At 66.1% G+C, this 25355-nt stretch carries 25 protein-coding genes and 1 pseudogene; 19 read left to right on the forward strand and 7 right to left on the reverse strand.

Features of this window, described 5'->3' with window-relative positions; all coding sequences use genetic code 11:
* The first annotated feature begins 78 nt into the window (after positions 1-78).
* Complete coding sequence (locus AC07WJ_RS32125; RefSeq protein ID WP_494938798.1) at positions 79-1155, forward strand: inositol-3-phosphate synthase; 1077 nt, start codon at positions 79-81, stop codon at positions 1153-1155.
* Positions 1156-1233: 78 nt separating this feature from the next.
* A pseudogene (gene lptB, locus AC07WJ_RS32130) lies at positions 1234-1953 on the forward strand (LPS export ABC transporter ATP-binding protein); the annotation flags it as partial.
* Between the two features lie 449 nt (positions 1954-2402).
* Here lptB and AC07WJ_RS32135 read toward each other — a convergent pair.
* Positions 2403-3239: an oxidoreductase gene (locus AC07WJ_RS32135; protein ID WP_494938799.1), complete on the reverse strand. Its 837-nt coding sequence runs from the start codon at positions 3237-3239 to the stop codon at positions 2403-2405.
* A gap of 56 nt (positions 3240-3295) precedes the next feature.
* On the opposite strand from AC07WJ_RS32135, the gene AC07WJ_RS32140 reads away from it, so the two are divergent.
* Entirely contained in the window at positions 3296-3763 is a 468-nt protein-coding gene (locus tag AC07WJ_RS32140; RefSeq protein WP_494938800.1) for a helix-turn-helix domain-containing protein, read from the forward strand.
* A gap of 414 nt (positions 3764-4177) precedes the next feature.
* Here the strand turns inward: AC07WJ_RS32140 and AC07WJ_RS32145 are convergent, their stop codons facing one another.
* Entirely contained in the window at positions 4178-4621 is a 444-nt protein-coding gene (locus tag AC07WJ_RS32145; protein WP_494938801.1) for a MarR family winged helix-turn-helix transcriptional regulator, read from the reverse strand.
* Between the two features lie 144 nt (positions 4622-4765).
* On the opposite strand from AC07WJ_RS32145, the gene AC07WJ_RS32150 reads away from it, so the two are divergent.
* On the forward strand, positions 4766-5476 hold the full coding sequence (locus AC07WJ_RS32150; RefSeq protein ID WP_494938802.1) for an alpha/beta fold hydrolase: 711 nt from the start codon (positions 4766-4768) through the stop codon (positions 5474-5476).
* A 268-nt stretch (positions 5477-5744) separates the two neighbouring features.
* Here the strand turns inward: AC07WJ_RS32150 and AC07WJ_RS32155 are convergent, their stop codons facing one another.
* Together AC07WJ_RS32155 and AC07WJ_RS32160 are read right to left on the reverse strand one after the other, a co-directional pair.
* Positions 5745-7034, reverse strand: coding sequence for an NAD(P)/FAD-dependent oxidoreductase (locus tag AC07WJ_RS32155; protein WP_494938803.1), 1290 nt, complete (start codon positions 7032-7034; stop codon positions 5745-5747).
* Positions 7035-7039: 5 nt separating this feature from the next.
* On the reverse strand, positions 7040-7633 hold the full coding sequence (locus AC07WJ_RS32160; protein WP_494938804.1) for a helix-turn-helix domain-containing protein: 594 nt from the start codon (positions 7631-7633) through the stop codon (positions 7040-7042).
* A 234-nt stretch (positions 7634-7867) separates the two neighbouring features.
* On the opposite strand from AC07WJ_RS32160, the gene AC07WJ_RS32165 reads away from it, so the two are divergent.
* From AC07WJ_RS32165 to AC07WJ_RS32205, 9 genes are all read left to right on the forward strand, one after another.
* Complete coding sequence (locus tag AC07WJ_RS32165; protein ID WP_494938805.1) at positions 7868-8899, forward strand: ABC transporter ATP-binding protein; 1032 nt, start codon at positions 7868-7870, stop codon at positions 8897-8899.
* Positions 8896-9717 (forward strand): ABC transporter permease, encoded by an 822-nt coding sequence (locus AC07WJ_RS32170; RefSeq protein ID WP_494938806.1) that lies wholly within the window; start codon positions 8896-8898, stop codon positions 9715-9717. The genes AC07WJ_RS32165 and AC07WJ_RS32170 overlap by 4 nt, the downstream gene beginning before the upstream one ends.
* Before the next feature lie 8 nt (positions 9718-9725).
* Positions 9726-10523, forward strand: a complete 798-nt coding sequence (locus AC07WJ_RS32175) for an ABC transporter permease (protein ID WP_494938807.1) — start codon at positions 9726-9728, stop codon at positions 10521-10523.
* Between the two features lie 24 nt (positions 10524-10547).
* A complete protein-coding gene (locus tag AC07WJ_RS32180; protein ID WP_494938808.1) occupies positions 10548-11597 on the forward strand; it encodes an ABC transporter substrate-binding protein in 1050 nt (349 codons plus the stop codon).
* Between the two features lie 341 nt (positions 11598-11938).
* Positions 11939-13960, forward strand: a complete 2022-nt coding sequence (locus AC07WJ_RS32185; RefSeq protein ID WP_494938809.1) for a hydantoinase/oxoprolinase family protein — start codon at positions 11939-11941, stop codon at positions 13958-13960.
* Positions 13957-15585, forward strand: coding sequence for a hydantoinase B/oxoprolinase family protein (locus AC07WJ_RS32190; protein WP_494938810.1), 1629 nt, complete (start codon positions 13957-13959; stop codon positions 15583-15585). The genes AC07WJ_RS32185 and AC07WJ_RS32190 overlap by 4 nt, the downstream gene beginning before the upstream one ends.
* Positions 15586-15748: 163 nt before the next feature.
* On the forward strand, positions 15749-16063 hold the full coding sequence (locus AC07WJ_RS32195; protein WP_494938811.1) for a cupin domain-containing protein: 315 nt from the start codon (positions 15749-15751) through the stop codon (positions 16061-16063).
* A gap of 193 nt (positions 16064-16256) precedes the next feature.
* Positions 16257-16601 (forward strand): type II toxin-antitoxin system RelE/ParE family toxin, encoded by a 345-nt coding sequence (locus tag AC07WJ_RS32200; protein WP_494938812.1) that lies wholly within the window; start codon positions 16257-16259, stop codon positions 16599-16601.
* On the forward strand, positions 16556-16864 hold the full coding sequence (locus tag AC07WJ_RS32205; protein WP_494938813.1) for a HigA family addiction module antitoxin: 309 nt from the start codon (positions 16556-16558) through the stop codon (positions 16862-16864). The genes AC07WJ_RS32200 and AC07WJ_RS32205 overlap by 46 nt, the downstream gene beginning before the upstream one ends.
* Before the next feature lie 399 nt (positions 16865-17263).
* On the opposite strand, the gene AC07WJ_RS32210 is transcribed toward AC07WJ_RS32205, so the two are convergent.
* Complete coding sequence (locus AC07WJ_RS32210) at positions 17264-17761, reverse strand: phosphatidylglycerophosphatase A family protein (RefSeq protein ID WP_494938814.1); 498 nt, start codon at positions 17759-17761, stop codon at positions 17264-17266.
* A complete protein-coding gene (locus AC07WJ_RS32215) occupies positions 17758-18891 on the reverse strand; it encodes a hypothetical protein (RefSeq protein ID WP_494938815.1) in 1134 nt (377 codons plus the stop codon). Before AC07WJ_RS32215 ends, AC07WJ_RS32210 begins: the two co-directional genes overlap by 4 nt.
* A 29-nt stretch (positions 18892-18920) precedes the next feature.
* Here AC07WJ_RS32215 and AC07WJ_RS32220 point away from each other — a divergent pair, with 29 nt between their 5' ends.
* Genes AC07WJ_RS32220 through AC07WJ_RS32230 form a run of 3 tightly spaced genes read left to right on the forward strand, consistent with a single transcriptional unit; the run spans position 18921 to position 22239 of the window.
* Complete coding sequence (locus AC07WJ_RS32220; RefSeq protein WP_494938816.1) at positions 18921-20285, forward strand: LptF/LptG family permease; 1365 nt, start codon at positions 18921-18923, stop codon at positions 20283-20285.
* A complete protein-coding gene (locus tag AC07WJ_RS32225; protein ID WP_494938817.1) occupies positions 20282-21481 on the forward strand; it encodes an LptF/LptG family permease in 1200 nt (399 codons plus the stop codon). Before AC07WJ_RS32220 ends, AC07WJ_RS32225 begins: the two co-directional genes overlap by 4 nt.
* Positions 21478-22239, forward strand: coding sequence for a glycosyltransferase family 32 protein (locus tag AC07WJ_RS32230; RefSeq protein ID WP_494938818.1), 762 nt, complete (start codon positions 21478-21480; stop codon positions 22237-22239). Before AC07WJ_RS32225 ends, AC07WJ_RS32230 begins: the two co-directional genes overlap by 4 nt.
* A gap of 15 nt (positions 22240-22254) precedes the next feature.
* On the opposite strand, the gene AC07WJ_RS32235 is transcribed toward AC07WJ_RS32230, so the two are convergent.
* Positions 22255-23379, reverse strand: a complete 1125-nt coding sequence (locus AC07WJ_RS32235) for a DUF4833 domain-containing protein (RefSeq protein ID WP_494938819.1) — start codon at positions 23377-23379, stop codon at positions 22255-22257.
* On the opposite strand from AC07WJ_RS32235, the gene AC07WJ_RS32240 reads away from it, so the two are divergent.
* The 3 genes from AC07WJ_RS32240 to AC07WJ_RS32250 are packed head-to-tail and all read left to right on the forward strand — an operon-like array spanning position 23357 to position 25346.
* Positions 23357-24568 carry a beta-ketoacyl-[acyl-carrier-protein] synthase family protein gene (locus tag AC07WJ_RS32240; protein WP_494938820.1) on the forward strand — a complete coding sequence of 404 codons (1212 nt, stop codon included), beginning with the start codon at positions 23357-23359 and terminating at the stop codon, positions 24566-24568. The two genes, AC07WJ_RS32235 and AC07WJ_RS32240, sit on opposite strands and share 23 nt — an antisense overlap.
* On the forward strand, positions 24565-24942 hold the full coding sequence (locus AC07WJ_RS32245; RefSeq protein WP_494938821.1) for a hypothetical protein: 378 nt from the start codon (positions 24565-24567) through the stop codon (positions 24940-24942). The genes AC07WJ_RS32240 and AC07WJ_RS32245 overlap by 4 nt, the downstream gene beginning before the upstream one ends.
* Complete coding sequence (locus AC07WJ_RS32250) at positions 24939-25346, forward strand: MaoC family dehydratase (protein WP_494938822.1); 408 nt, start codon at positions 24939-24941, stop codon at positions 25344-25346. The genes AC07WJ_RS32245 and AC07WJ_RS32250 overlap by 4 nt, the downstream gene beginning before the upstream one ends.
* Positions 25347-25355: the final 9 nt, after the last annotated feature.

The following is a 25355-nucleotide window of genomic DNA, read 5'->3' on the forward strand; positions in this document are numbered from 1 at the left end:
TCTTTTAATGACAGGACAATGAAGTATAAGGAGGCCGCGCGGTCGGTGGTTTTCGGCCAGAGCGCCTGGAGATTTTTCGTGTCACGAGCCGTCATTCGGGTTGCCATCGTTGGCGTCGGCAATTGCGCTTCATCCTTCGTTCAAGGCCTCAGCTTTTACAAGGACGCCAAACTTGGCGAATCGATCCCTGGATTGATGAACGTCGAAGTGGGCCCCTACCACATCCGCGACATCGAGGTCGTGGCGGCTTTCGATATCGACGCACGCAAGGTGGGACAGGACCTGAGCGACGCCATCGCCGCTGAGCCGAACAACACCTATAAATTCGCCCGGGTGCCTGAGACCGGCGTCGTCGTCCAGCGCGGACCGACGCTCGACGGCATCGGCAAGCATCTGGTCGAGGTCGTTCACGAATCCTCCCAGCCGCCGGTCGACGTCGCCGCCGCGCTGAAGGCCGCCGGCGCCGAGGTGATCATTTCCTACCTGCCGGTCGGGTCGCAGAAGGCCAGCGAATATTATGCCGAGCAGGCCCTTGCCGCCGGTTGCGGCCTGATCAACTGCGTGCCCGTGTTCATCGCTTCCGACCCGGTCTGGAGCAAGCGCTTCACCGAAAAGGGCCTGCCGATCGTCGGCGACGACATCAAGAGCCAGGTCGGCGCGACCATCCTGCATCGCGTGCTGGCGCGGCTCTACGAAGACCGCGGCGTCAAGATCGAACGCACCTACCAGTTGAATTTCGGCGGCAATACCGACTTCCTCAACATGCTGGAGCGGGACCGGCTGAAGTCGAAGAAGATTTCCAAGACCCAGGCCGTCAACAGCCAGATCGACGTGCCGCTGCCGGCCGACCGCATCCATATCGGGCCGAGCGACTTCGTGCCGTTCCTCGACGACCGGAAGATCGCCTATATCCGGCTCGAGGGCACCGGCTTCGGCGGCGTGCCGCTGAATGCCGAGGTCAAGCTGGAGGTCTGGGATTCGCCGAATTCGGCCGGCGTCGTCATCGACGCGGTGCGCTGCGCCAAGATCGCACTCGACCGCAAGCTGGGTGGCCCGATCATCGGACCGTCGAGCTATTTCATGAAATCGCCACCACAGCAGTTCACCGATCCGGAAGCGCGGGAGCGGACGGTCTCCTTCATCGCGGGGACCTGATCGCCAGGCGGGTTTCCGGTTCGCTCGACAGGGGCCCGGGACGCGGCCTGGCCGCGGCCCGCCACATCGGACGGTAACGGCATGCTCGTCGCACGCAGGATCGCCAAGGCCCATGACGGCCGGCCGGTCGTCCTGGGAGTCGATCTGGCGCTCCGGCGCGGGGAAGTGGTCGGACTGCTCGGCCCGAACGGCGCCGGCAAGACCACGACCTTCGGCATGATCGCAGGGCTGGTGGTTCCCGACGCCGGCATCGTCACGCTTGATGGCGTCGACATGACCCGTTTCCCGCTGTTCACCCGCGCGCGGCTGGGGCTCGGCTACCTACCGCAGGAGCCGTCGATCTTCCGTGGCAGCAGCGTCGACGACAATATCCTGATCGTGCTGGAATCGCTCGTCGCCGACCGGGCTGCCCGGCAGCAACGGCTCGATGCGCTGCTCGGGGAATTCGGCCTCATCGAGGTCAGGCGTGCCCGCGCCGGCTCCCTGTCCGGCGGCGAGCGGCGAAGGCTCGAGATCGCCCGCACACTGGCCAGCAATCCCGCCTTCATTCTGCTCGATGAGCCTTTCGCCGGCGTCGACCCGATCGCGGTCACCGACATGCGCCTGGTGGTCCGGCGGCTGACCGCCCGCGGCATCGGCGTGCTGGTCACCGACCACAATGTGCGCGAGACCCTGAGCCTGGTCGACCGCGCCTATATCATCGACGGCGGCCGCATCCTGGCCGCCGGCCCGGTCGACCGGGTGGTCCGCGACCCGCGCGTCCAGGACGCCTATCTGGGCGCCGGATTCGTGCTCTGACACGATGGCGCAATCAAAGCGCCTTGGTCGCAACACAGTTTCTTAATCAAACTTTGCTGTAGTTCGCCTGTCTTTTCCGGGGTTTCCACCATGCAACTGCTTGACGGAATTACCCTCGCCGTGACGCTGGCCTGCGGCCTGCTGGCCATGCGCGTGCTCTCGGGTCTCGGCTGACGGTCCTAAGAAAAGGCCTCTCCTAATCGCGTCGCCGCACAGCGGTTCATACCGATCCGCCAGGGTGGCAGCCCATGACGAGACGCGCACCCATTCCGCCTTCGCGCGATGCCACGGGGCGCCAGGTGAAGGTCTGAAGACGGACCCGTCGTTCAGCTTTATCCGAGATGCGCCGATAGCCCCGACGCACCGACGCCGCCGCTCCCCGGCCGGGTGAATGGGCGACAGGAAAATCGATACGCGTAACCGTAGCTGCCTCGCGGATGACATGGATATCAAGCGGGCGGAGCCTTTTGCAGCGTCCCCCACATCAGCCGATCGAACAGCCGGTCGGACAGAAGCCAGCGGAGCAGCAGGATTGGCTTGGCGCCACCCCCGACGGCGTATCTTGGCCGGGGATTGCGGGCCGCGACCGCCTTGCCGATCACCTGCGCGACGACGTCGGGTGACGAAGGAAGACGCGATGAGCCGACCTTTTCCAGCATCGCCGCATAGCGCCGGGCGACGGGGGCGTAGGCCGTGTGTCCCGACATCGCGATCAGGCTGTCGCGCGCGATGCCGTTCCATTCGGTACGGATCGTGCCCGGTTCGATGATGACGACGCGGATGCCAAAGGGTTTGAGCTCGGGCCTCAGGCAATCGCTCAGGCCTTCGACGGCGTATTTGGTTGCGTGATACCAACTCCCGAACGGTTCGCCGAACTTGCCTCCCGCCGAGCTGACATTGACGATCGTTCCCGATTTTCGCGCCCGCATCAGCGGCGTCGCGAGCTGGCACAGACGCGCAAGGCCGAAAAGGTTCACCTCGACCTGTCGCCGTGCCTCCTCCATGCGAACATCCTCAAGCGCACCGAAGCTGCCATAGCCGGCATTGTTGACGACGACATCGAGGCGTCCGCCGGTTGCGCGCTCCACCTCCGCCATCGCGGCGAGGATCGAAGCATCATCGGTCAGGTCGAGGCTGACGACCTTGGCGCCCAACGCCTCCAGAGGCCTCAGCCTGTCGAGCCGCCGTGCGCCCGCAAAGACCGTATAGCCATCCGAAAGCAACCGGCGAACGGTCGCCTCGCCAATTCCGGAGGAAGCGCCGGTAACAAGAGCTGTCTTGACCATATTCCAATCGACTCCACATCGCGGGAGCCATAGTCCATAAGGGTGGAGTAAGGTCCATGGTCAAGGGATTTGATTCAGCCATGCTGATTTCAGAGTTCGCACGCGCGGCGGGCATGAGCGTCGACACGGTGCGCTTCTATGTCCGGCAGGGACTCTTGCGGCCGAAGACCGGGATGAAGGGTGGCTCCAACCCCTATCAGATCTTCGATGCCGAACAGGTTCAGACCGCACGTGCCATCCGGATGATGCAGGGCCTGGGCTTTTCTCTGAAGGAGATCGGCGAACTCGCCGACGAATATTACCAAGGGGACATGACGCCCCAGCGTGGGCGCAAGATCCTGGTGGGCCAACTCGCCATGCTTGAACAGAAGCGCAAAGAGCTCGACGCGGTGATCACCTATACACGCGCGCGGATCGCCTGGATGAACGACTGTCAGGCCGGACCGCGGCCAGAATTGGGCACCGCGGACGGGTGCGCTACGGAATGGCGAGCGAGCGCCGCTGATCGGCCATCGCGCCAATAGAGGCAAACAACCTACAGCCGGCGGCCGGGACATGCGTCGCCCGGCCCGTGCCGAGAGCCATATGAGCGTGAGCCGCAGGGACGCCATCGTGGCCGGCCACTGCACGCTGGCCCTGTCGGCATTTCGGTGCGGAAGCGACCGCAGCATCGTGCCGGCGTCGAGCCGCGGGGACCACTGCGCATCGCGATCGGATCGCGGCGGCGCCGATTGTCCCGCGAAATGCGGCCCGAGCCGCGACACGGGACAATAGCCTCGCGGGTCTCGGCAGGGACTATTCCGGCGCGTCGGAGCGCGCCGTGACGATTGGCAGGCAGACCGGCGAACAGGTCGGGCGGACGTCGATATCCGCCGCCGATTTCGCCGGCGCCCCATGCGATCCCGAACGGGCCGAAGGCGACGGCGCCAGGCGATTTGTCATGCGGTTGCGTCCCGCATGCCATCCCGCAGCTTCTGGATCTTCTGGTTCAGGTCGATCATGTCCGGCACCGTGAAACCCGAATGCTTCAGCAGAGCATCGGTCAGGCAGCCGGTTTTCACATGAAGATCACGGCCCTTCGTGGTCAAGTGCACCTGCACCTGCCGCTCGTCCACGACGCTGCGCTGCCGGCCGAGAAAGCCCGCCACTTCCAGCCGCTTCACCGCCGGCGTGATCGTGCTGGGCTCGAGGCCCAGCCGATCGGCGATGGCGGAGATGGTCAGGCCGTCCTTCTCCCACAATGTGCTCAACACCAGATATTGGGTGTAAGTGACCCCCAGGGCATCGAGCATCGGCTTGTAGGCGCGGTTGATGGCGATCGAAGCCGAATAGATCGAGAAGCAGAGCTGGCTGTCCAGCGGCAAGGTGGGGGCGTCGGGCATCGGGGTCTCCAGGGGCGCTGCCGGCTCGGCATCACAAAAAATGATATCGCGATAAAAAAGAGCTTTACAAGGAAATCGGATGCTCGTATAGAATGCTTATTGCGATAATGATTATCGCGAGTGAGAACCCAGAGGAGATCCGAAATGACCACCACCCTCAACACCTCCGCCACCATCGCCCGCAACGTCGTGCTCGTTCATGGCGGCTTCGTCGACGGTTCGGGCTGGCAAGGCGTCTACGAGATGCTCAAGAAGGACGGCTACAACGTCACCATCGTCCAGAACCCGACCACCTCGCTTGCCGACGACGTGGCCGTCACCAGGCGTGCCATCGCGCAGCAGGATGGACCGGTCGTCCTTGTCGGCCACTCCTATGGTGGCGTCGTCATCTCCGAAGCCGGGACCGACGAAAAGGTGAAGGCCGCCGTCTATATTGCGGCTTTCGCGCCGGACCAGGGCGAGTCGGTCTCCAGCCTGATCGCCAATCCTCCCGCCGGCGCCCCCGTGCCGCCGATCCTGCCCCCGGTCGACGGCTTCCTCTTTCTCGACAAGACGCAGTTCGCGGCCTCCTTCGCGGCCGATGTCGAGCCCAAGACCGCGGCCTTCATGGCCGACTCCCAGGTGCCATGGGGTGTCGAAGCGCTGACCGGCGCCGTCACCGTCCCGGCCTGGAAGACCAAGCCGAGCTACTATCTGGTTGCCGCGGACGATCGCATGATCCCCCCGCCGGCTCAGCGCATGATGGCGGAGCGCGCCGGCGCGACGATTGTCGAGACCGCCGGCAGCCACGCCGTCTATGTCTCCAAGCCCGAGGTGGTCGCCCGGCTCATCGCGCAGGCCGCCGAAGCGAGGTAAAGGCGACAGCCGATAGACGCCCCCGGCCGCGCTGCGCCCGGGGGCGCTGTCGCGTTCGAGCGAACCGGCCCGGCTGCGCTGTCGCCATCCTGTCGATCAGGCCGGCGATTGCCGCCAGTCCCCGGGCGAGGCGCGACACGATGCCGGCGCCGGCCAGGAGCGTCCCCTCGATCCAGGACGGCATGTTCCAGACCGTCGGCAACAGGAAGCCGGCGAGCGCCAGGGAGAAATCGCGGGCAGCACCACCGCTTTCAATCACGCAGCCCGATCAGAGCTTCAAAGCGTCCCTGATGCGCCCATAGGCGATCCTGATCGCCGCGCCCGCGGGCCAAAACAGGTGGAACGGGATCGTCCGGACATCGGTCACCGGCAGGCCAAGCTCGGAGGCCGGGGAACCGGTGATGCGACGGGCGATTTCGCCTCCCATGGCGGTGGCCATGGCCACGCCGCGGCCATTGTAGCCAAGGGCGGCGATAACGTTGGGTGCCGGCTCGTGGAAATGCGGCAGGTGGTCGGTCGTGACGGCGACCCGGCCATTCCAGCCATGTGTCCACGTCTGCCCGGCAAGGGCCGGCCACAAGCGAGACGCATAGTGGGACAGGGCCTGGAATTTTTCCGGCCCGCTCTGGGAGGTCATCACGCTCCTGCCGCCCATCAGCACGCGCCCGGTTTCGTCGATCCGATAATAGGTCGTCACCGAGCCGATCTCGTAGACCGACGCGCGGCTGGGCAGGATCTCTTCGACCAGCGCCGGGCTCAACGGCGCGCTGGCGACGATGCCGCTGAACACCGGCACGACGGTCTTGCGGAGGTCAGGCCAGAGATTGTCGGTATAGCCGTTGGTGGCCAGGACCAGATGATCGGCGGTCACGACACCGCTCCTGGTCAGCAGTTCCCAATGCGCGCCATTCCGGGTGGCCGACAAGACCGGCGTGTCGGCATGGATCGCCGCGCCGGCCTTGATCGCGGCCTCGGCAAGGCCGCGCGCATAGCTCAGCGGATTGAGCATTCCGCCGCGCCGGTCGATGACCCCGTTGAGGTAGCGATCCGTGCCCGTCGCCGCTCGCATTCCGCCTTGATCGAGATAGTCGGTCGGCATGGATCGTGCCGCCCAAGCCTCGGCCGTGCGCAAGACCGTTTCCGCGTCTCGCGGCGCGAAGGCCGCGCGCAGGGTGCCGCTCTGCCGGGCGGCACAATCGATGCCGAGATCGCGGACCAGTTTGAAAACCAGGTCGGGCGCTCCACCCGACATCGCGATCATGCGTTCGCCCAGATCGCGGCCGAACTGTTTCTCGATGTCGTCGGGCTCCCACTTCAGGCCCGGATTGACCTGGCCACCGTTGCGGCCGGATGCGCCCCATCCCGGCTCGTGCGTTTCCAGCACGACCACGTCCACGCCCTTTTGCGCCAGATGGAGGGCGGCCGAGAGGCCGGTATAGCCGCCACCGACAATTGCGACATCGCATCGGCGATTGCCATCCAGCCGAGGCGTCGCGACGGCCGAGCGCGCGGTGTCGCGATAGAGGCTCGCGGGAAGCGAGGTCGACGGTGCTGCCATGGCCATCATTCCCCGGCGGTACGGGCATTGACCCAGATGACCTGCGTGAGGCTGGTACCGGGATTGCTGAACTGGTGCGGTCGGCGGCTGTCGAACGAGAAGCCGTCGCCCTCCCGGAGCACGAACCTTTCGGCCTCGACTTCGAGCTCCAGAATGCCCTTCAGGACAACGCCTGCCTCGGCCCCGGCATGCGCGTAGGGATCGCCGCCGGTCGAACCGCCGGGCTCGATCGTCACGAGGTAGACGTCGAGCGCGGAATCCGGCCTCGGCGGCGTCACCAGCTCCTTCGACACCGATGAATTGCGAAACGAGATGCGCCGCCGCCCTTCGCGGCGCTGCACCGTCGACTCGACGGGCTCGCTGGGTTCTTCAAACAGATTGCCCATGCCCACATTGAGCGCGCTCGCGATGCGAACGAGCACGCGCACGGAGGCAGACGACTTGCCGCGCTCGATCTGGCTTAGGAAGCTGATCGAGAAGCCGGACTTTTCGGCAACGTCCTTCAGGGCGAGGTTGCGGGCCTTGCGGAGGTGACGGATCCGCAGACCCAACCTCTCATCAGCCTCGCCGCCGACGCCATGTAGGTCGCCGGCGTCCATGAGCTCATCCGGCGCTGAGACGGCTGAATCGGTCATGCGCGAAACTCAGGGGTTGGCGGCTCTTGGAGCCATCGTGCGACGAAAGTGAACATCTTGGTACGATCTATGCTGGCCCAGCGCAATCGGGGGCGTCAGGAGAGGCCATTGCTGCGTTGAGTGAAACATCTAGCACAGAATTTTTCACAGCGCGGAATTTGTCTTGAAAATTTTTTTGATTGTTGCAATGGATGACGCATGTCAGCACCTCAGAAGCTCGGCAGCGTCCAGCTGCGTTCGGTCCGTAAGACATTCGGTGGGTTGATCGCGGTGGACGATGTCGATCTCGATATCGACGCTGGCGAATTCATCGCTTTCCTTGGGCCGAGCGGCTGTGGAAAAACGACCCTGCTCCGGATCATCGCAGGGTTTGAGCAAGCTGATTCCGGCGAGCTCCGCGTCGACGGCAAGGACCTCGCGCCGCTCCCCCCCAATCGGCGCGATGTCGGCCTCGTCTTCCAGAATCTGGCGCTTTTTCCCCATTTCTCCGTGGCCGAGAATGTCGCCTATGGCCTGCGCATGCGCGGGCGGCCGGATGAGGAGATCAACAGGAAGGTCGCCGAGATGCTCAGCCTCGTCGATCTGACGACGCTGGCCGACCGCCGCATTCCGCAGCTGTCGGGTGGCCAGAAGCAACGCGTTGCGCTTGCGCGGGCCCTCGTGCTCCGCCCTTCCGTGCTGCTTCTGGATGAGCCGCTTTCTGCGCTGGACGCAAAGCTTCGCCGTCAATTGCAGGTCGATCTGAAGTCGCTGCAGCGGGACATGGCGACGACGTTCATCTTCGTCACGCACGATCAGGAAGAAGCGCTTTCGATGGCCGACCGCGTCGCGGTCTTCAACCGTGGCAATATCGAGCAGTTCGGCGATCCCGAGACGCTCTACGGCAAGCCGCACAGCCGGTTCGTGGCCGAGTTCGTCGGCGACGCCAATCTCCGCACCGCTCGGCAGCTTCTGCCGTTCGGGGTGGATCTGCCGACAGACGAACTGCTGGTCATAAGGCCGGAGCAATGCGCGATCGGTGATGCCGCGGCCGGGCTGCCGAAGCAAGGAGAAGCCGTCGTCGAGATGAAGGAATTCATCGGGCCGAACGCCAGGCTGCGTCTGAAGGTCGACGGCATCGACGAGCCGTGGCTCGCGCTTTGTCCCGGTGCCGCGGCGAACCAACTTCATGTCGGCGCACGCACCCGGTTCGGCTTCGACCCCAGCCACAGCGCGAGGGTCAAGGCATGACGAGCCTCGTCTGGCGGGTGCTTCTTTTCGCGCCCATGGGTCTGCTGATGGCGGTCTTTCTCGGAACCGTCGTCGGTCTCCTGCAGTCGTCGATGGGGGCTGGCGGATTTGCGCTCTATCTCGAGCTGCTGCGGGACGAGGGCATCCAGACCGTGCTTGTCCGGACCGTCATCCTGTCATGCATCACGACCCTTGCCTGCATCGTTCTCGGCTATCCCCTGGCGCTTTTCCTGGCGCGCAGCCGCAATCGCAACCTCTGGATCATTCTCGTCATTTCGCCCTGGCTGGTCAGCATCGTCGTCCGAACCTTCGGCTGGATGGTTCTGCTCGGCTCGCGCGGAATGATCAACACGACGCTCCAGGCGATCGGCGTCATCGAGCAGCCCATCCGGATTCTCTTTACGCAGACGGCGGTGGTCATCGGTCTCACACACGTCTTCCTGCCCTTCATGGTGATCGCGATCCTGTCATCCCTGCTGCAACTGGATCGGCGCCTCGAAGAAGCCAGCCGGATCCTCGGCGCAACGCAGTGGCAGACGTTCCGCAATGTGACGCTGCCGCTCTCCATTCCCGGTCTCGTCGGCGGCTGCTCGCTGGTCCTGCTGATGGCGACGGGCGCAATCGTCACGCCTCTGCTGCTGGGCGGGCTCAGGGACAGGATGCTGGGCACCCAGATCTACACGGAGGTTTTCCAGGTCTTCAATTTCCAGCGCGCCTCCGCCCTGGCGATCATCCTTCTCGTCGTGGCGCTGGCTTTGGTGACACCGCTGCGCATCTTCGAAAGCCGGCTTCGACGCCGGCTGGGAGCAGCGTCATGAGAACGAGCATGACGATCCGGGTCCTCGCGGCGCTGGTTCTGGTCTTCCTGCCGGCCCCGCTCATCATCGTCATCGGCGCGTCGTTCTCTCCCCGGGCGGTCCTCGCATTTCCGCCGCCCGGTCTGTCGCTGCGCTGGTATCAGGCGGTGCTCGCCGATCACGAGTGGATCATGGCTTTCGTCGCCAGCGCCGGCATTGCCCTGGTAGCGGCCGTTTTGACGACGATCGCAGCTTTGGGCGCCGCCCTTGCCCTCGAGCGTTCGAGTGCCCGCGTGCGCGGCGCGGCCGAGACCTTGATCCTGGCGCCGCTGCTGTTTCCCCACGCCGCATTAGGGATAGCCTTCCTGAGCTGGCTGGTCGCGCTGCAGGCGAACGGCACCATGATCGGCGTCCTGGTTTCCCATGTCGTGCTTTGCGCGCCCTTCGCCTATCGCCCGATCGCCGTGTCCCTGCACCAGATCGACAAGTCGGTGTCGGAAGCCTCGCTCATCCTGGGGGCGAGCCCGTTCCAGACCATCACCAAGATCCTCATCCCCATGCTGCGGCCGGGACTGAGTGCGGCCTTGCTGTTCAGCTTCATCATCAGCTTCGATGAAGTGACGGTCACGATGTTCCTCACCGGACCGGACTTCTCGACACTGCCGGTCAAGATCTACGGTCATCTCGCCGACAGCGCGGACCCGGTCGTGGCCGCCATCTCCACCATTCTCATCGCGATCACCGGAGGCCTGATCATTCTGGTCGATCGGGTGGTCGGCCTCGGCATCTTCGTCGACATCGAAGAAGACGCGCGCGGCAACGCCTGACCTCCAACCCGTGAGAGAAGAACCATGAAGCGACGTGATTTCCTGGCCGGCTCGGTTGCCCTGGCGTCGGCGCCAATGATTCTCCCTGCCCGGGCGAACAATGATCGCATCGTCATGGCCTGCTGGGGCGGTGGCACCGCCCGCATGTGGCGCGATGTCTTCGGCAAGCCGTTCACCGCCGCGACCAGGATTCCGGTCACCGTGGCGGAAGTCGCCGATCCCGCCGCGGCGGTTGCGGCCGCGCAGGGGCGCCCGCAGCACAATGTCATCATTGCCGCATCTTTCCAGGGCGCGAGCCTTGCCCGGCGGGGGCTCATCGAAGAGTTCGACCAGGATGAGCTGCCCAATCTGAAGCAGGTTCCCGAGCAATACTGGATCAAGAATACCGCGGGCAAAATTCTCGGCATGCCCGTCTACTTCATCTATTACGGCGTCGCCTACAGCACCACGCGCTGCAAGCCGTCCGACTTCGAGTCCTGGAAGTCGCTCGCCGACCGCCGGTGGAAGGGGCAGCTTTCGATTACCCGGCCGGTCTTTCTCGCACCTTATGACCTGACCATCTGCAGCAAGGTCATGGGCGGCAGCGAAGTCGACATTCAGCCCGGCATTCCGCTGCTCCGCGACATCGCGCGCAACGCCACGTCGGCCTATACCTCCATGGCGCAGCTTCAGCAGCAGCTGGCCCAGGGCGAGGTTCTCGCCGCGCCCTTCTATTCCAGCCAGGTGCAATTGCTGCGCCGCTCCGGCGAAACCAATGTCGATATCACGATCCCGGGCGAGGGCGGCCTTGTGCTGTCCTACATCCTGGCGATCCCGAAGGGCTCGGCCAATCGCGAGGCGGCCGTGCGCTTCCTCAACGACTCGATCGCGCCACAGAAGCAGATCGACGCGGCGCGCAACGCCTACCTGCCGCTGTCGACCAACGTGACCCTGCCGGAGGATCTGTCGCGGGACTACGGCATGACGATCGATCAGGTGCGCAGCCGCAACTGGGCGCCCGACTGGTATGCCGTCGCCGGTGAACTGGAGGCACGCATGCGCCTCGTCGAAAGGGTCGCGGACGAAGCGCGCTAGTCCAGGCGGGTGCCGCCGAACACCCGGCGGCCAGAGTTCCGTCGTCCGGCACCCGATGCCCGATCCGGCGACGGCCTCCCGCAGGCTGGCGACGGGATCGGCCGAACCCACGCCCGGAAGGCCGATGCATTTTGCGATCCCAGCTGCTTCAGGCGGCTGGCCCAGAAACGTGGAAAGACGCCGTCGGCGACGCCGGCGTGAGGGCTTAACTCGATGAAATCGATACGGAAATCGCATCGTGGCGGCGAGGCAAAGCGAGACGCGGCGCCAATCGGCAGCCTTGCTGTCCGCACCCCGCGAACGGGCCGGGAATTCTCTCGCCGCGCAATGGAGTCGAGGCCGTGACGCGTGTCGGAGTTGAAATCGGCGGAACCTTCACCGACCTGGTCCAGGTCGATCGGAGCGGGGTCCGCATCGTCAAGGTCCCAAGCACGCCGTCCGCGCCTGACGAAGGACTCTTCCATGCGTTGGAGGCCGCCGGCCTCGACATCGCGCGGCTCGGCGAATTCGCCCACGGCTCGACGGTTGCAACCAATGCGGTGCTTGAACGCAAGGGCGCGCGTCTCGGGCTGCTCGTCACCGAGGGCTTCCGAGACCTGTTGCTGCTGCGGCGGCAGGATCGCGAGGTTCTGTTCGACATCTTTTATCGCAAGCCGGCTCCCCTGGTGAGCCGGCGCGACACGCTGGAGGTCCCGGAGCGGGTCGACAGCCGTGGACAGGTCATTCGGGCACTCGACGCCGAGGCATGGGCGCCGGCGCTCGAGGCGTTTCTCCGCGCCGGTCAATACGACGCGGTCGCCATTTGCCTGCTCAATAGCTTCGCCCATCCCGAGCATGAGCGCCATGTCGCGGACCTCGTGCGGCGCATCGTCCCGACACTGCCCGTGACCTGCTCGGTCGACGTAACCAGAGCCTTCCGGGAATATGAACGCGCCAGCACCACGACGCTGGCCGCCTACGTCCAGCCGGTCCTGGACGCCTATCTCGGCCGCATTGAAAGGCGGCTGGAGGCCTCGGGCTTCGCCGGGCGCTTCTCCATGATGCAATCCAATGGCGGGCGGGTCCCGGCCGCCGCGATCCGCGAGAACGGCGCCAGCGCCCTCCTCTCCGGCCCGGCCGCCGGTGTTACCGGCGCCATCCGCCAGAGCGCACGCTCCGGTGTCCACGACATCATTACCCTCGACATTGGCGGAACCAGCGCCGACGTCTGCCTGATCAGGAAGGGACGGCCCGATCTGACCCGCGAGGCGCGCGTCGATACGCTCCCGGTGCTCACGCCCATGGTGGACATTGCGACGATCGGCGCCGGCGGCGGCTCACTGGTGTGGATCGACGACGGCGGTCTCCTCAGGGTCGGCCCCCGCAGTGCCGGTGCGAGTCCGGGGCCGGCCTGCTACGGCCGCGGCGGTACACAGCCGACGCTAACCGACGCGCATGTGGTGTGCGGTCGCATCCATCCGCACGCCAGGCTCGCGGGAACCCTGTCGATCGACCTGGGGCTTGCGCGCCAGGCCTTCGCGCCGCTCGCGCAGTTGCTGAACATCTCGATCGAGGACGTCGCGAACAGCGCCATCCGGATCGCGGCCGAGTCCATCGTCTCGGCCATCCGCCTGATCAGCACGAGCCGCGGTCGCGATCCCCGGGACTACGTCCTGGTTCCCTATGGCGGCGCCGGGCCGTTGCACGCGGCCGCGGTTGCCGAAGCACTGGCGATTGAAAAAGTGCTGGTACCTCCCAATGCCGGCGTCCTCTCGGCCTACGGCCTGCTGGCCGCGGACTTTTCGATCTATGACGGGGTTACCCGACGGACGGCCGTCGACGAGGCGGCCATGCCGGCGGTCCGCGCGACTGTTGCCGAGCTGCTCGCCGCCGTGAAAGCGCGCGCGGACGCGCTGGAGCTTGGAAAAGACCGAAGGTTCGATCTGACCCTCGACATGCGGTTCGTCGGCCAGGCCTACGATCTCGGCGTCGGCGTGGACCACGTTTCGCTGGCGTCGCTGACCGCGGCGGAACTTTACGCGGCGTTCATTGGCGAGCACGAGAACGTCTACCGTCATGGCGGCCTGGGAGCCGACAAGAAGGTGGAAATCGTATCCTTCCACGTCGGCCTGCATGTTCCGCCGGAGACGGTGCCAAGTCTCGCCGACGTCGCCGAAGCGCACGTCCAGGTCCCCGAGGAAGCGGCGCGCATCTATGACATGGGCGTTTGGCATGACGCGTCCCGCAGGGGCCGCGGATCCATCCGCGATGGCGTGGCCGGGCCGGTGGCTCTCGAAGACCTGACGGCGACCGTCTACGTGCCTGCTGGCTGGGAGGCGCAATCAGACCCGGCCGGAAACCTGATCCTGAGGAAAGCGTCATGAACCCCGTGGACCAGGCCATCATCAGCCAGGCCCTTCTCTCGATCGCACGGGAGATGGGTATCAAGCTCTACCGTTCGGCTTATTCATCCGTCGTCCGTGACGGAAAGGACGCTTCGACCGGCATTCTCGATGCGACCGGCCAGGCCGTCGCCCAGAGCGACGAACTCATCCCGATGCTGGTCGGATCCCTGTCCCTCACCTTCAAGGCCTGCGCCGCGCGCTATCCCGTCGCGACCCTGCGCGAGGGTGATTTCTACATCTGCAATCACCCCTATCACGGGGCCCATCACCTCCAGGACATCCTCATCTTCGTCCCGATCTTTGTCGCGGGCGACCTGATCGGCTTCAGCGCGGCGGTGGCCCACCACCTCGATGTCGGCGGCGGCGCGCCGGGGATGAATACCTCCGCGACCGACTACTACCAGGAGGGCCTGATCATACCTCCGAGCAAATACAACCTCGAGGCCGATTGGCTCAATGAAGGCCCGCTTCAGCGCTTCCTCGCAGCCAATTTCCGCGTCCCCGACATGACGATCGGCGACATCGACTCGCAATTCGCGGCCTGTGCGGTGGGTGCCGACCGGGTCAAGGAGCTCGTGGCCAAATTCGGCGCCGCCACGATCAAGGAGGCGATGTCGGAGATGATCGCTTATGTGGAGCGACGGGTCCGCGCCGCCGTCCGCGCCATTCCCGACGGCACCTATCACGGCGAGGACTTCGTCGATGACGACGGTCTCACCGACGCGCCGCTGAAGATCAAGGTGGCCGTCACCGTCGCGGGCGATCAGCTCGCGGTGGACTTTAACGGGACCTGCCCGCAGGTGAAGTCGAACCTCAATTCGCCTTTCGCCTCGACCCTGTCGGCGACGCTCGCCTGTATCAAGTCGGTTCTGACCGGCGACGACGTGCCGTTCAACGAGGGCGCGACGCGGGCGGTCACGGTCTCCGCTCCTCGGGGATCCCTGCTCAATCCCAATCCTCCGGCGCCGGTCCGGGCCAGAATGGAAGCGGCGTACCGTTCCTACGATGCCGTGCTCAAGGCGATCGGTTCGGCCATGCCGGAGCGCGCCGTGGCACCCGGCTATGATTGCACCACCGGGTTCTGCCTGAGCCATCTGAAGGACGGACGCTTCCGGGTCTTCATCGAGTTGCGAGACGGCGGCTATGGCGGCTCGGCCAAAGGCGATGGATGCGACGCGGTCGCCGGCCCGCTGTCCAACTGCACGAACACCCCGGTCGAACAGATCGACGCGGATTACGACTTCTTCCGTATCGAGAGCTACACCCTGCGACCCGACAGCGGCGGTCGCGGACGCTTCCGCGGCGGCATGGGCTCGACCAGGTCCTACCGCATCCTGGAGGACGGCGTGCGCCTGTCGATCTATGCCGACCGCTTCAGGTTTCCCGCGGCGGGTTTCGCGGGGGGTGAGCCCGGTGCGACCGGCGGCTGTTTCGTCCACCGCGGCAATGACGTGATCACCGTCAAGACGAAGGACGACATGCCGCTGCAGCGGGGCGACCTGGTCGTCCTCTCGTCGGGCGGAGGCGGGGGCTACGGCAACCCCTCATCGCGCTCGGCCGAGGACAGCGCATTCGACCGCGCGCAGGGATACGTCTTCAGCTGACGCCATCCGGCCGATGACGCGGCACTCGGGCCGGCCAGCCTTGCCGCGTCGGGGACACGCCATTCAGATCGCCGCTCGGGCCGCGGGCCTCGCCGATCCAGCCCGCCTGGCACGGCCCTGAGCGGCACGCCTGGCCTACCGATCAACCAAAAGGACCGTAACAATGCGCGCTATCCGATTTGACAAGGCGACGGCATCCGATCCGGATACGCAGACGACGACCAAGGATTTCTTCCAGGACACGACGGGGCTCTTCCGTTCCGGATTCTGGTCGAGCAAGCCCGGCCGCTCGGACATGAATTATCTGAAGAACGAGATGTGCGTGCTTCTCGAGGGCGAAGTCCGCATCACCGGCGAGGACGGCACGGTCGAACTGTTCCAGGCAGGCGATACCTTCGTCATTCCGAGGGGGTTCAAGGGCGTCTGGGAAACGCTCAAGCCGACCAGGAAATTTTTCGCCGTCTACAAGCCCGACTGATCGGACCGGGCCGCGGAGCTCGCCGGGCCGCGGAGCTCGCCGGGCCTCGGGGCGCCGGTCGGGGCCTGGCTCCAGATCCATTTGAGACATGGCGGCAGGGCAAGGAACGGCCTGGCGCTGCGATTGCGAGCAGGAATTGTCTTTGTCACAAGAGCCATAGGGTGGTACATTCACTCTGGGCTGGAGTGGTGGAATGATCGCTGGCTTTCGGGATGACTGGTTGCGGGCTTTCTTCATGGATGACGCGCATTCCCGCAACATCCCGTCCGACCTTGAAGCCCGGTTGTTCCGCAAGCTCCAGATGATCGACGACGCCACAACCGATCAGGACTTGCGGGTGCCGCCCAGCAATCATTTCGAGAAACTGCGCGGCAATCTCGCGGAGCTCCATTCCATTCGCGTCAACCAGCAATGGCGGCTGATCTTCCGCTGGGATAGCGAACGTGGCGAGGCCCACGCGATCTATCTGCTACCGATGAAAGCGAGGCAAACATGCTGGCCACCAAGCGCAAGCCGGCGACTGTCGGCGAGATTTTGACCGAGGAATTCATGCAACCAATGGGCCTGACGCAAGGCGCGCTGGCCGAGGCGATGGGCGTGCAGCGCAAGCACGTCAATGAATTGTGCGGCAACCGCAGGAACGTGACTGCCGCGACGGCGCTGATCCTTGCGCGCGTCTTCGGTAACAGTCCCGACTTCTGGCTCAACGTTCAGCGGCGCAACGATCTATGGGAAGTGCTGAACACGCCGAAGGAACGCGAACGAATCGAACGCGCACGCCCGTTGAAGAACGCAGCGTAATCGGCGCGATGCAGGCCGAACCGGCGGCCATCATCTGCTGCCGTATGGCACACGAGGGTTCCGAGCGGCTTCACGCCGCCAATGACAACCGGCCCAGCCTTCGGAAGGCACTGAGAACATTGCCGACAATGAGCAAGAAGGAGCGCGCGGCCGACGGCTCGTTCAACGCCCCACGCGGCGCCCCTGCCCGTTGTTCTCCCGAGAAACAGCGTAACGTTTCCATCAAGAACCGGTTACGCCAGTGCGGTGAACGCGTCGCGCGGAAAGGCTGGACGGTCGCCGAGCTCTGGCCGCGCCATCTCCTGCGCGCCCCGTCCGCGCTGGCATCCAGTCCTTGCTCGCCGACCATAGCCGTTGCGGCAGCGGCATTGCCGCCATGGGCCGGCCTGCCCCGCAGCCCTAGAACCAGCGCGCCAGCAGCAGCACGACGGCCAGCGCATAGACCGCTGCCAGCGCGTCATCGAGCATGATCCCGAAGCCGCCCTCGACCTGGCGGTCGATCCAGCGGATCGGCCAGGGCTTGGCGATGTCGAAGAGGCGAAACGCGACGAAACCGACGACCAGCGCGACGACCCCTGAGGGCGCGAAGGCGATCACCGCCGCCATCGCCCAGGTTTCATCGAACACGATCGACTGGTGATCATGGACGCCTGCGGCGCGTGCGGTCGCGCCGCAGGCCCAGATGCCGACCAGGCCGGTGAGGGTCACCAGCACGGCGGCCGCGACCGGGCCGGCGGCGGCGAGCGCCAGGCCGAGCGGCAGGCCGACCAGCGCGCCGAATGTGCCGGGCGCCAGCGGAATGAGCCCGACGCCGCCCGACAGGGCGATCAGATGAGCCGGAGCGGCCAGCAGAAAGCTGGCATCGAGCGGTGCGCCGCCGGTTTTCTCGGGCGTCACGGCGTGACGCTCCCGGTCGCGTCGCCATAGATGCGGTAGCGCTTGTACACGGTGCCGCCGACGCGCTCGATGATGCGGCGCATGCGCGTGTTGTCATCCAGGATCCAGCTCATTTCGAGCTCGCCGGGATAGCGGTTCTGGGCGAACAGCTGGGCAATGGCGGCCACCGGCAGGCGTGCGCCGAAGGGCGTGTCGCGCAGGTCGGAGCGGACGCCGAGCAAGGTGAAGCGATAGCTGGCGAACCGGTGGGTCAGGACCCGCCAGGCCGCCCGCGCCCAGTTGAACGGCAGAAGACGCCCCTCGAAGCCGCGGAACAGCTCATAGGCATTGGGCAGGCCGAAGGCGAAGGCGGAAACACGTCCGTCGATTTGCAGGAATGTCGCGTGATTGGGCTTGAGGATCGGGCGCGCCACCTTCAGCAAGGTCGCCAGCTCCGGCGCGGCGAGCGGGATGAAGCCCCAATTGTCGTTCCAGGAGGCGTTGAACAGCTCGGTCATGATCTCGGCCTCGCCATCGAGATTGGAGAGATCGAGCATGCGGGTGGTCATCTGGCTCTGATCGGAGGGCTTGCCGGTCTTGAGCCCGCGCCACTTGGCCGCCTGGTCGAGATCGATGACATAGGCCAGCAGGTCCTTGACCTGGACCAGGCCGGCGGCCTCGACATGGGCGCCGAGATAGGCCGGATGCCAGGGCATCAGGATCATGGCGCCACGCTCCTGGCCCTCGACCTGCAGGCCGGCCTCCTCATTGATCGAGAAGGTATAGGGGCCCTGCAGGAGCGGGCGGCCGCGGCGGGCGTGCCAGTCGCGGGCCGTGGCCAGAAGGGCGGCCACGACAGCCGCGTCGTCCACAGCCTCCAGGCAACCGAAATGACCGACGTGGCGCTGGTCCGGCGGGGTCAGCCGGTCGAATTGCGCGGAGATGCGGCCGAGCGGCCGGCCGCTGCCGTCGGAGGCGATCCAGAACGCCGCCTCGCCATGGCCGAAAAACGGCGCCCGCTTCGGATCGATCAATTGCATCCGCTCGAAATCGAGCGGCGGCTCGAAACCGGGCAGGCCTGAATAGAGCTCTCGCGGGATGCGGACGAAGCGTTTAAGATCGCCGCGCGTTGTGACTTCGTCGATCCGCACCCGGTTGCTCCTCCCTCTGGCAGCAGGGCGTGATCCTGGTCGCCGGCGCCTGTCGGCATGCTGTCTATAACGTCACCGGCCAGCAAGCCATCATCACGATGATCAACTCATCGGCAGCATGGAGCGAAGCCTCGGGAATGCAGGCGCGGCAAGACATCGCCCGGGACGGCACGGCTCGCGATGCGATCGGCGGGGCCCGCCCGGCATGGCGCGACCGCGCCCGGCAGGGGCTGGATCAGCGTCCGCGCCGTTTCCCCCATCAGCAGGCCAAGCGCGTGATCCGCGACGTGGTGATCCAGGTCGCGCTGGTGCTGCTGCTGATCGAATGCGTGTTCGTCTCCGAAAAACTGATTTCCGGCCTGCTGGAAGAGGTCCTGAAGATCCGCGCGCCGCTGTCCAAGACCCTGATGATGATGGTCGCCCTGCTGCCCGAGGTCTTCGAACTGGCGCTGCCGACGGCCTTGCTGATCGCCGTCTACCGGGTGGCGCTGGCCATGCGCGAGGACCGCGAGTTCCTGATGCTGTCGAGCCTCGGCATTCCACCCCACGGCCTGATTCGCCTGGTGCTGGCGATCGGCCTCGGGGCGCAGATCAGCGCGCTGGCGGTCGGCGGCTTCGTCGACCCGCTGTCGCGCTACGCCTTCCGGCTCGTCATGTTCTCCGCGCAATACAACGCCCTGACCGGCAATACGGTGGCCGCGAGCCGGCTGATCGAGACGCGTGTCGGCACGGTCTCGGTCACGCCGCGCGCCGGCGGCGACGGCAATCCGCGGCTGTTCGTGCGCCAGGACGACGAGCCCGGCCGCGAAAAGATCATCGTGGCCAACGGCGCGCGGCTCGTCGGCCCGGGCGAGACCGGGCGCGTGTCGCTGCACCTGTTCGATTTCTCTATCGACGACTTCGCGATCGTCCCCCCGGACGCACCGCGCACCGGCAGGCCGCCGACCGCGCCGATCTCGTCGCTGCGCGGCAGCTCGACATCGCAGAGCATGGTCATCGACGACGTCGTGCCATTCGACCCGCGCAGCCGCAACGTGGCGGAGCTGACGACGGCCGAACTGTTCATGTCGGCGGGCGAGGATCCGCAACATCGCCTCCAGCTCGGCAAGCGGATCGGCCGCAGCTTCCTGTGCCTGCTGGCGCCCCTGATCGCGATCCTGGCCCTGTCGTTCACCACCCGGCTCAATCAGGCATTCGTGCTGCCGATCGCCTGCGCCGGATTGATGGCGACCGAGATCATCGGCACGGCCGCCCTCGCCAGCCTGTCCTGGATCGGCGTCGCGCCGATGCTGGCCTTCCTGGTGGTGATGGCGACCGTGCTGACGCTTGCCATGGCGGCGCTGGTCGTCACCCGCAGTTCGGCCGTGGCGCGCCCGGGACTGAGCCGCTCGTGACCAGCGCCATCGCCCGCCTCGCCTCGACCCCTGCCGGCCGGATCTTCCGCCTGGTTCCGCTCGGCACCTTCACGCGCACGGTGACGCTCGCCCATGCGCGCCACGTCGCGACCGTGGTGGCGGCCCTGCTGATCGTAGCACTGACGCTCGATATCGCGCCGCGCACCGACCGGATCCTGGCCCAGTCGGCCGACCGAAGCGCGCTTGGGCTGGCCGGACATCTCTGCTGGTATCTCGCCCTCCGGCTGGCCGACCTGACGGGATCGTTGATGCCGCTCGGCACGTTTCTCGGGCTGTTCTGGTCGGAGGTGACGCTGACGCAGACCCGCGAGCGCGTGGTGATCTGGAACGGCGGCCGCTCGCCGCTACAGGCCCTGGTTCCGCTCGCCATCGTCGGCGCCGTCTGCGGCACCATCCAGGTCGCCTCGATCGGCGTCCTGAGGCCGGCGGCGGTGGCCTATCAGATAGCCCATGGCCTCGGCGATTATGGCGAGCGCTTCGACCGCCGTCTGCAGGACGTCCCGCGCTGGATCACACTCGACAATCACATGATCAAGGCGCGGCTCGACTACCGGCAGCGCCGGCTGGTCGACGTCGAAGTCTACGAAGTCTCGAACGACGGCCGCCTGGTCTCGCGGACCACCGCCCATGCGGCGCTGGCGGCGGCCGAGCCCGGCCGGTGGACCTTCACCCAGGGCAGCCGCTGGGTGGCGCCGAAGGAGGGCGAGCCCAGTCCCGCGACCGGGCCAGGCGACGCCTGGTGGTTCGACCAGGAAACCATCGCCCTGCCGCTCGACCCGCTCTGGCTGGAGAATTACGGCATCGACGCACGCTATTTGCCGCAATCGACGCTGGCCGCGCTGGTGAGCCGTGGCGACGCCATCCCGGATGCCTCGGGTTACGCCACCTGGTGGCACGCGCGCATCGCCCAGGCCTTTCTGCCGTTCGGGATGATGATGCTGGCTTCCGCCATGGCCATGACGCTGATCGCCCACCGCCTGGTGTTCCGGAACCTGATGACGATCGGCCTGACCGGCTATTTCCTGCATATCGCCACCAATATTTTCGTCTGGCTCGGCGAATACGGCCGGTTTGCGCCTGTCGTCGCCACCTGGGGCATGCCTCTGGCGATGATCGCAGTGGCCTTCGCCCTGCTGGTCCGGCTCGACCGGATGGGCCAGCGAAGGCCGTCATGATCCCGGCGATCCTGCACCAAACCTGGGAGACCATGGAGCTGCCGGAGCACCTCGCGGCGTTCCGGCAGACGATCAGGCAGCACAATCCCGGCCTGGACATGCGTCTCTATGACGCCGCCGCGCGCCGGGCCCTTATCGAAACCCATGCGCCCGAGGCCCTGGCGGCCTATGACGGCCTGCCGTTCGGCGTCGCCAAGGCCGACCTGTTTCGCCTGGTCGCGGTGTTCGCCGAGGGCGGTTTCTATGCCGATCTCGACGTCGAATGCCTGAAACCCATCGACATCTTCCGGAACACCGAGCGGGCGGTGTTTTCGGTCGAAGCCGAGGTCATGCCGCAACGCCGGCGCGAGCTCGGTTACGAGCAGCCGTTCCAGCTCGCCAATTGCATGTTCGGCGCGCCGCCGCGGCATCCGTTCCTGCGGACCATGATCGGCGCGGTCGTCAGCCGCCTCGCGGCGGCGCCCCTGACCGACCGCAGCCAGGTCGAGGACGCCACCGGACCAAGGGCGCTGACGCGGCTATTCTATGCGCTCAAGCCGCGCGACGTCGGCGTGCTGCGGCAGGTCTATTGGGTGCCGCCCGATTTCTATGCCGGCATTCCCTGGCTCGCGCGGCGCATCCATTTCCGCCACCATTTCGCCGGGACCTGGAAAAAGGCCCCCGCCGTGCGGCAGCCGGTCACGCGCAAGTTCATCGAACGCAACCGCCTGCCCAACCCCTATCCCGCCGGTCTCTGGCACGATTTCGGCTGGGACTGAGCCGTCTCCCCCCGATCACATATCGAGACGAATTCTTTCACGAACAGCTTCGCCGGTGGCGATATCGAAGCCGTGGACGTCGACATAGTGGATCTTGGGAATGAAGCCGACATCGTCGGCCTGGGCATAGGCGTAGACGACGCGGACCAAACGCGACCCGACCGGCAGCAGCGCGCGCGGCACCCCCTTGTCGTCGAGATCGATGATGGCCTCGCGCGCCCGGTAACCGGCGATCCGCGCGCCGTAGCGGCCGTCAGGCAAAGCCCGCGTGCTGAGCCCGAAAGCGAAGATACGCTCGAAGAAATTCAGCGATCGCCGCTGACCTTGCTCGTCGAAGCGGCGCCAGAACGCTTCCGCCGGCTGATTCGGATCGAGCTTGCCGTCCGGCCGCAGGCGCGCGGCATAGACGATCAGGCTCTTGTTGATCGAATGCTGGACGTAAAACAACAGCCCGGGGTCGGTCGCGACCGGCAGGTCGGGCCGGGCGATGATCAGCGCGCGCGAGACCGTGATCTCCGAGCGACGCACCGCGATCGGCGGCAGGCGATCGTCCTGGGCCCGCGCCGGCGGGCTCGCCGCCCCATATGCCATTGCGCCGGCGGCCAAAAACAGGGAACGGCGGGTGAACATGATATCGCGCTGGATCCGTGATAGGTGGGGCAATATCGCATAGACATTGCGGTCTATCCTGTGCAACAGGCAATCACGGCGTAGATAGGGCGCTCCGAACCGTATAGGAACAGCAGGTTGAGGCCCCTCCGCGGCTTTGCACTTGGCTTCCGCATGCCAAGCGCATAGCTTGCGGCGCAGTAACCAAAATCCAAAAAAGGCTAATGAATGAGCGACATTGCAACCCGATTTGGAGATGATGAACTCACTCTGGACCTCGTTGACGTCATCGCGAAAGAGGGCATGGTCGACCTCGCCGGCGTCGGGCCGGAGACCACGCTCGAGTCGCTCAACATCGCCAGCGTCGACTACATGATGATCCTCGCCGCCGTCGAAGAGAAATTCGCCGTCTACGTGCCGATGGACGAGAGCCTGGCCCAGGTAAAGGATGTCGGCGGACTGCTGGCGATCCTCAGGGACCGCATCCTCGCAGAGAAGAAGTCGTGACGTGAACCACAGGCAGGTCGTCATTACCGGTATCGGCGCCATTTCCGTCGCCGGACATGGCGTGGAGGCGTTGTGGAAGGCCGCGGCCGACGGGATTTCCGGCGCGCTTCCGGTCGTTCTGTCGCGTGAGGTCGGCAATGCCGTCAAGGTCGCGGCGCAAATCCCCGAGCTCGACCTCGCCCGGCTGTTTCCCGACAAGAAGACCGGCTTCTACGACCGGGCGACCGCCTTTGCCCTGATCGCAGCCGCCGAAGCCGTGGCCGATGCCGGCCTTTCGGGGACGCAACCGTTCGGCAAGCGCACCTCGGTGATCGTCGGCACCGGCATCGGCAGCGCCGGCTCGATCGAGGATGCCACCCTCAATCTCTATGCCGGCAAGCGTCCGGACCCGTTGACCGTGCCGCGCTCGATGACCAGCGCCTCGGCTTCGCATATCAGCATGGCCTATGGCTGCACCGGCACGACCTTCGTCATCTCCAGTGCCTGTGCGTCGTCGTCGCAGGCGCTGGGCATGGCGATGATGCTGGTGCGCTCCGGCGCCGCCGATCGGGTGATCGTCGCCGGCACGGAGGCCGTGGTCACGCCGGGCGGCATGAAAATCTGGGAGGCGATGCGCGTGCTGTCGCCGGATCTCTGCCGCCCCTTCTCGAAAGGCCGCAACGGCCTGCTGCTGGGTGAAGCCGGGGCGGCGCTGATCGTCGAGGCCGAGGAGATCGCCCGGGCCCGCGGCGCCCGCGTCCGCGCCCGCCTGCTCGGCTACGGCACGACCAGCGATGCCAAGGATATTCTCCGGCCGGATCTGGACGGCGCCTCCGACGCGATGGCCGCGGCCCTCGACGATGCCGGGATCGCGCCCGCCGCGGTCGGTTATGTCAATGCGCACGGCACCGGCACGGTGCTGAACGACACCACCGAAAGCGAAGCCCTGGCGCGCATTTTCGGCGACCACCTCGCCGACCTGCCGGTCAGCTCGACCAAGCCCGTGCATGGCCACACGCTCGGCGCCGCTGGCGCCGTCGAAGTGGTGATCACGGTGCGGGCGCTGGAAGAAGGCCGGATCCCGCCGACCATCAATTTCGCCGCCGCCGACCCGCACTGCCCGATCGATTGCGTGCCCAATATCGGCCGCAGCAAGCCGATCTCGGTCGCCATGAGCAATTCCTTCGCCTTCGGCGGCATCAATGCCGCGCTGGTGATCGGGCGCGGGGCGTGAGCCTTGCCGGCCAACGGGCCTCGGTGCGCTTCGACGTCGTCGTCGAAACCGCGGATCTCGCGGCTTTCGCGGCGAGCATCGGCGCCGACCCGGCCGCGGCACGGCTGCCGACCACCTATCCGATCCGCTGGCTGACCCGCCACGAGGTCGTTGCGCTGGTCAAGGAGCTCGCTGCCGACAAGCCCGCGGCGCTGCCGGTGCACGAGCTGCAGACGGTGGAGAACGCCGCGCCGCTGCCGATCGGCATGCCGTTGTCGGTCGAGGTCAGCGCCATCCGCACGGACGATCAGCACGTGACGCTGGACGCTGCCGTCACCGGCGCGGCGGGCGACATGCTGGTACGGCTCCACAGTGTGCTGAGGCTGTTCGCATGACCGTCGGGGAACTGTCCGTCGGTGCCCATTTGCCCGACCATCGTTTCGGTGCGGTCGATGCCGCGGCCGTCGAACGTTACGCGCGAGCCTCCGGTGACGACAATCCGATCCATGTCGATGCCGCGGCCGCCCGGGCGATCGGCCTCGACGGCCCGATCGTCCAGGGCATGCTGCTGATGGGCCTGGTCGACAGCGCGCTCGCCGCCTGGCTGCCTCAGGCGCGCTGCGACAAGCTCTCGACGCGCTTCGCATTGCCGGTCGCAGTCGGCTCGCCGGTGACGGTCGCCGCCCGCGTGGTGCGCGCCGACAGCCCCGAGGGCCGGCCGCGGGTCACCCTCAGGATCTTCGTGCGCGACGGCGCCGACAAGGTGGTGGCACTGGCCGAAGCGATCCTGACCGGCTAAAAGGGGCGG

The organism is Phreatobacter sp. GW821-FHT04C01 (genome assembly GCF_059420385.1).

Excerpts from the sequence above, each read along its gene's own strand:
- AC07WJ_RS32145 (WP_494938801.1), bottom strand. The coding sequence starts at position 4,621 with ATGCCCGACGCCCCCACCTTGCCGCTGGACAGCCAGCTCTGCTTCTCG.
- AC07WJ_RS32135 (WP_494938799.1), bottom strand. The coding sequence starts at position 3,239 with ATGGTCAAGACAGCTCTTGTTACCGGCGCTTCCTCCGGAATTGGCGAG.
- AC07WJ_RS32200 (WP_494938812.1), top strand. The coding sequence starts at position 16,257 with ATGATCGCTGGCTTTCGGGATGACTGGTTGCGGGCTTTCTTCATGGAT.
- AC07WJ_RS32190 (WP_494938810.1), top strand. The coding sequence starts at position 13,957 with ATGAACCCCGTGGACCAGGCCATCATCAGCCAGGCCCTTCTCTCGATC.
- AC07WJ_RS32205 (WP_494938813.1), top strand. The coding sequence starts at position 16,556 with ATGCTGGCCACCAAGCGCAAGCCGGCGACTGTCGGCGAGATTTTGACC.
- AC07WJ_RS32170 (WP_494938806.1), top strand. The coding sequence starts at position 8,896 with ATGACGAGCCTCGTCTGGCGGGTGCTTCTTTTCGCGCCCATGGGTCTG.
- AC07WJ_RS32235 (WP_494938819.1), bottom strand. The coding sequence starts at position 23,379 with ATGACGACCTGCCTGTGGTTCACGTCACGACTTCTTCTCTGCGAGGAT.
- AC07WJ_RS32165 (WP_494938805.1), top strand. The coding sequence starts at position 7,868 with ATGTCAGCACCTCAGAAGCTCGGCAGCGTCCAGCTGCGTTCGGTCCGT.
- AC07WJ_RS32250 (WP_494938822.1), top strand. The coding sequence starts at position 24,939 with ATGACCGTCGGGGAACTGTCCGTCGGTGCCCATTTGCCCGACCATCGT.
- AC07WJ_RS32195 (WP_494938811.1), top strand. The coding sequence starts at position 15,749 with ATGCGCGCTATCCGATTTGACAAGGCGACGGCATCCGATCCGGATACG.
- AC07WJ_RS32230 (WP_494938818.1), top strand. The coding sequence starts at position 21,478 with ATGATCCCGGCGATCCTGCACCAAACCTGGGAGACCATGGAGCTGCCG.
- AC07WJ_RS32155 (WP_494938803.1), bottom strand. The coding sequence starts at position 7,034 with ATGGCAGCACCGTCGACCTCGCTTCCCGCGAGCCTCTATCGCGACACC.
- AC07WJ_RS32140 (WP_494938800.1), top strand. The coding sequence starts at position 3,296 with ATGGTCAAGGGATTTGATTCAGCCATGCTGATTTCAGAGTTCGCACGC.
- AC07WJ_RS32175 (WP_494938807.1), top strand. The coding sequence starts at position 9,726 with ATGACGATCCGGGTCCTCGCGGCGCTGGTTCTGGTCTTCCTGCCGGCC.
- AC07WJ_RS32180 (WP_494938808.1), top strand. The coding sequence starts at position 10,548 with ATGAAGCGACGTGATTTCCTGGCCGGCTCGGTTGCCCTGGCGTCGGCG.
- AC07WJ_RS32160 (WP_494938804.1), bottom strand. The coding sequence starts at position 7,633 with ATGGACGCCGGCGACCTACATGGCGTCGGCGGCGAGGCTGATGAGAGG.
- AC07WJ_RS32150 (WP_494938802.1), top strand. The coding sequence starts at position 4,766 with ATGACCACCACCCTCAACACCTCCGCCACCATCGCCCGCAACGTCGTG.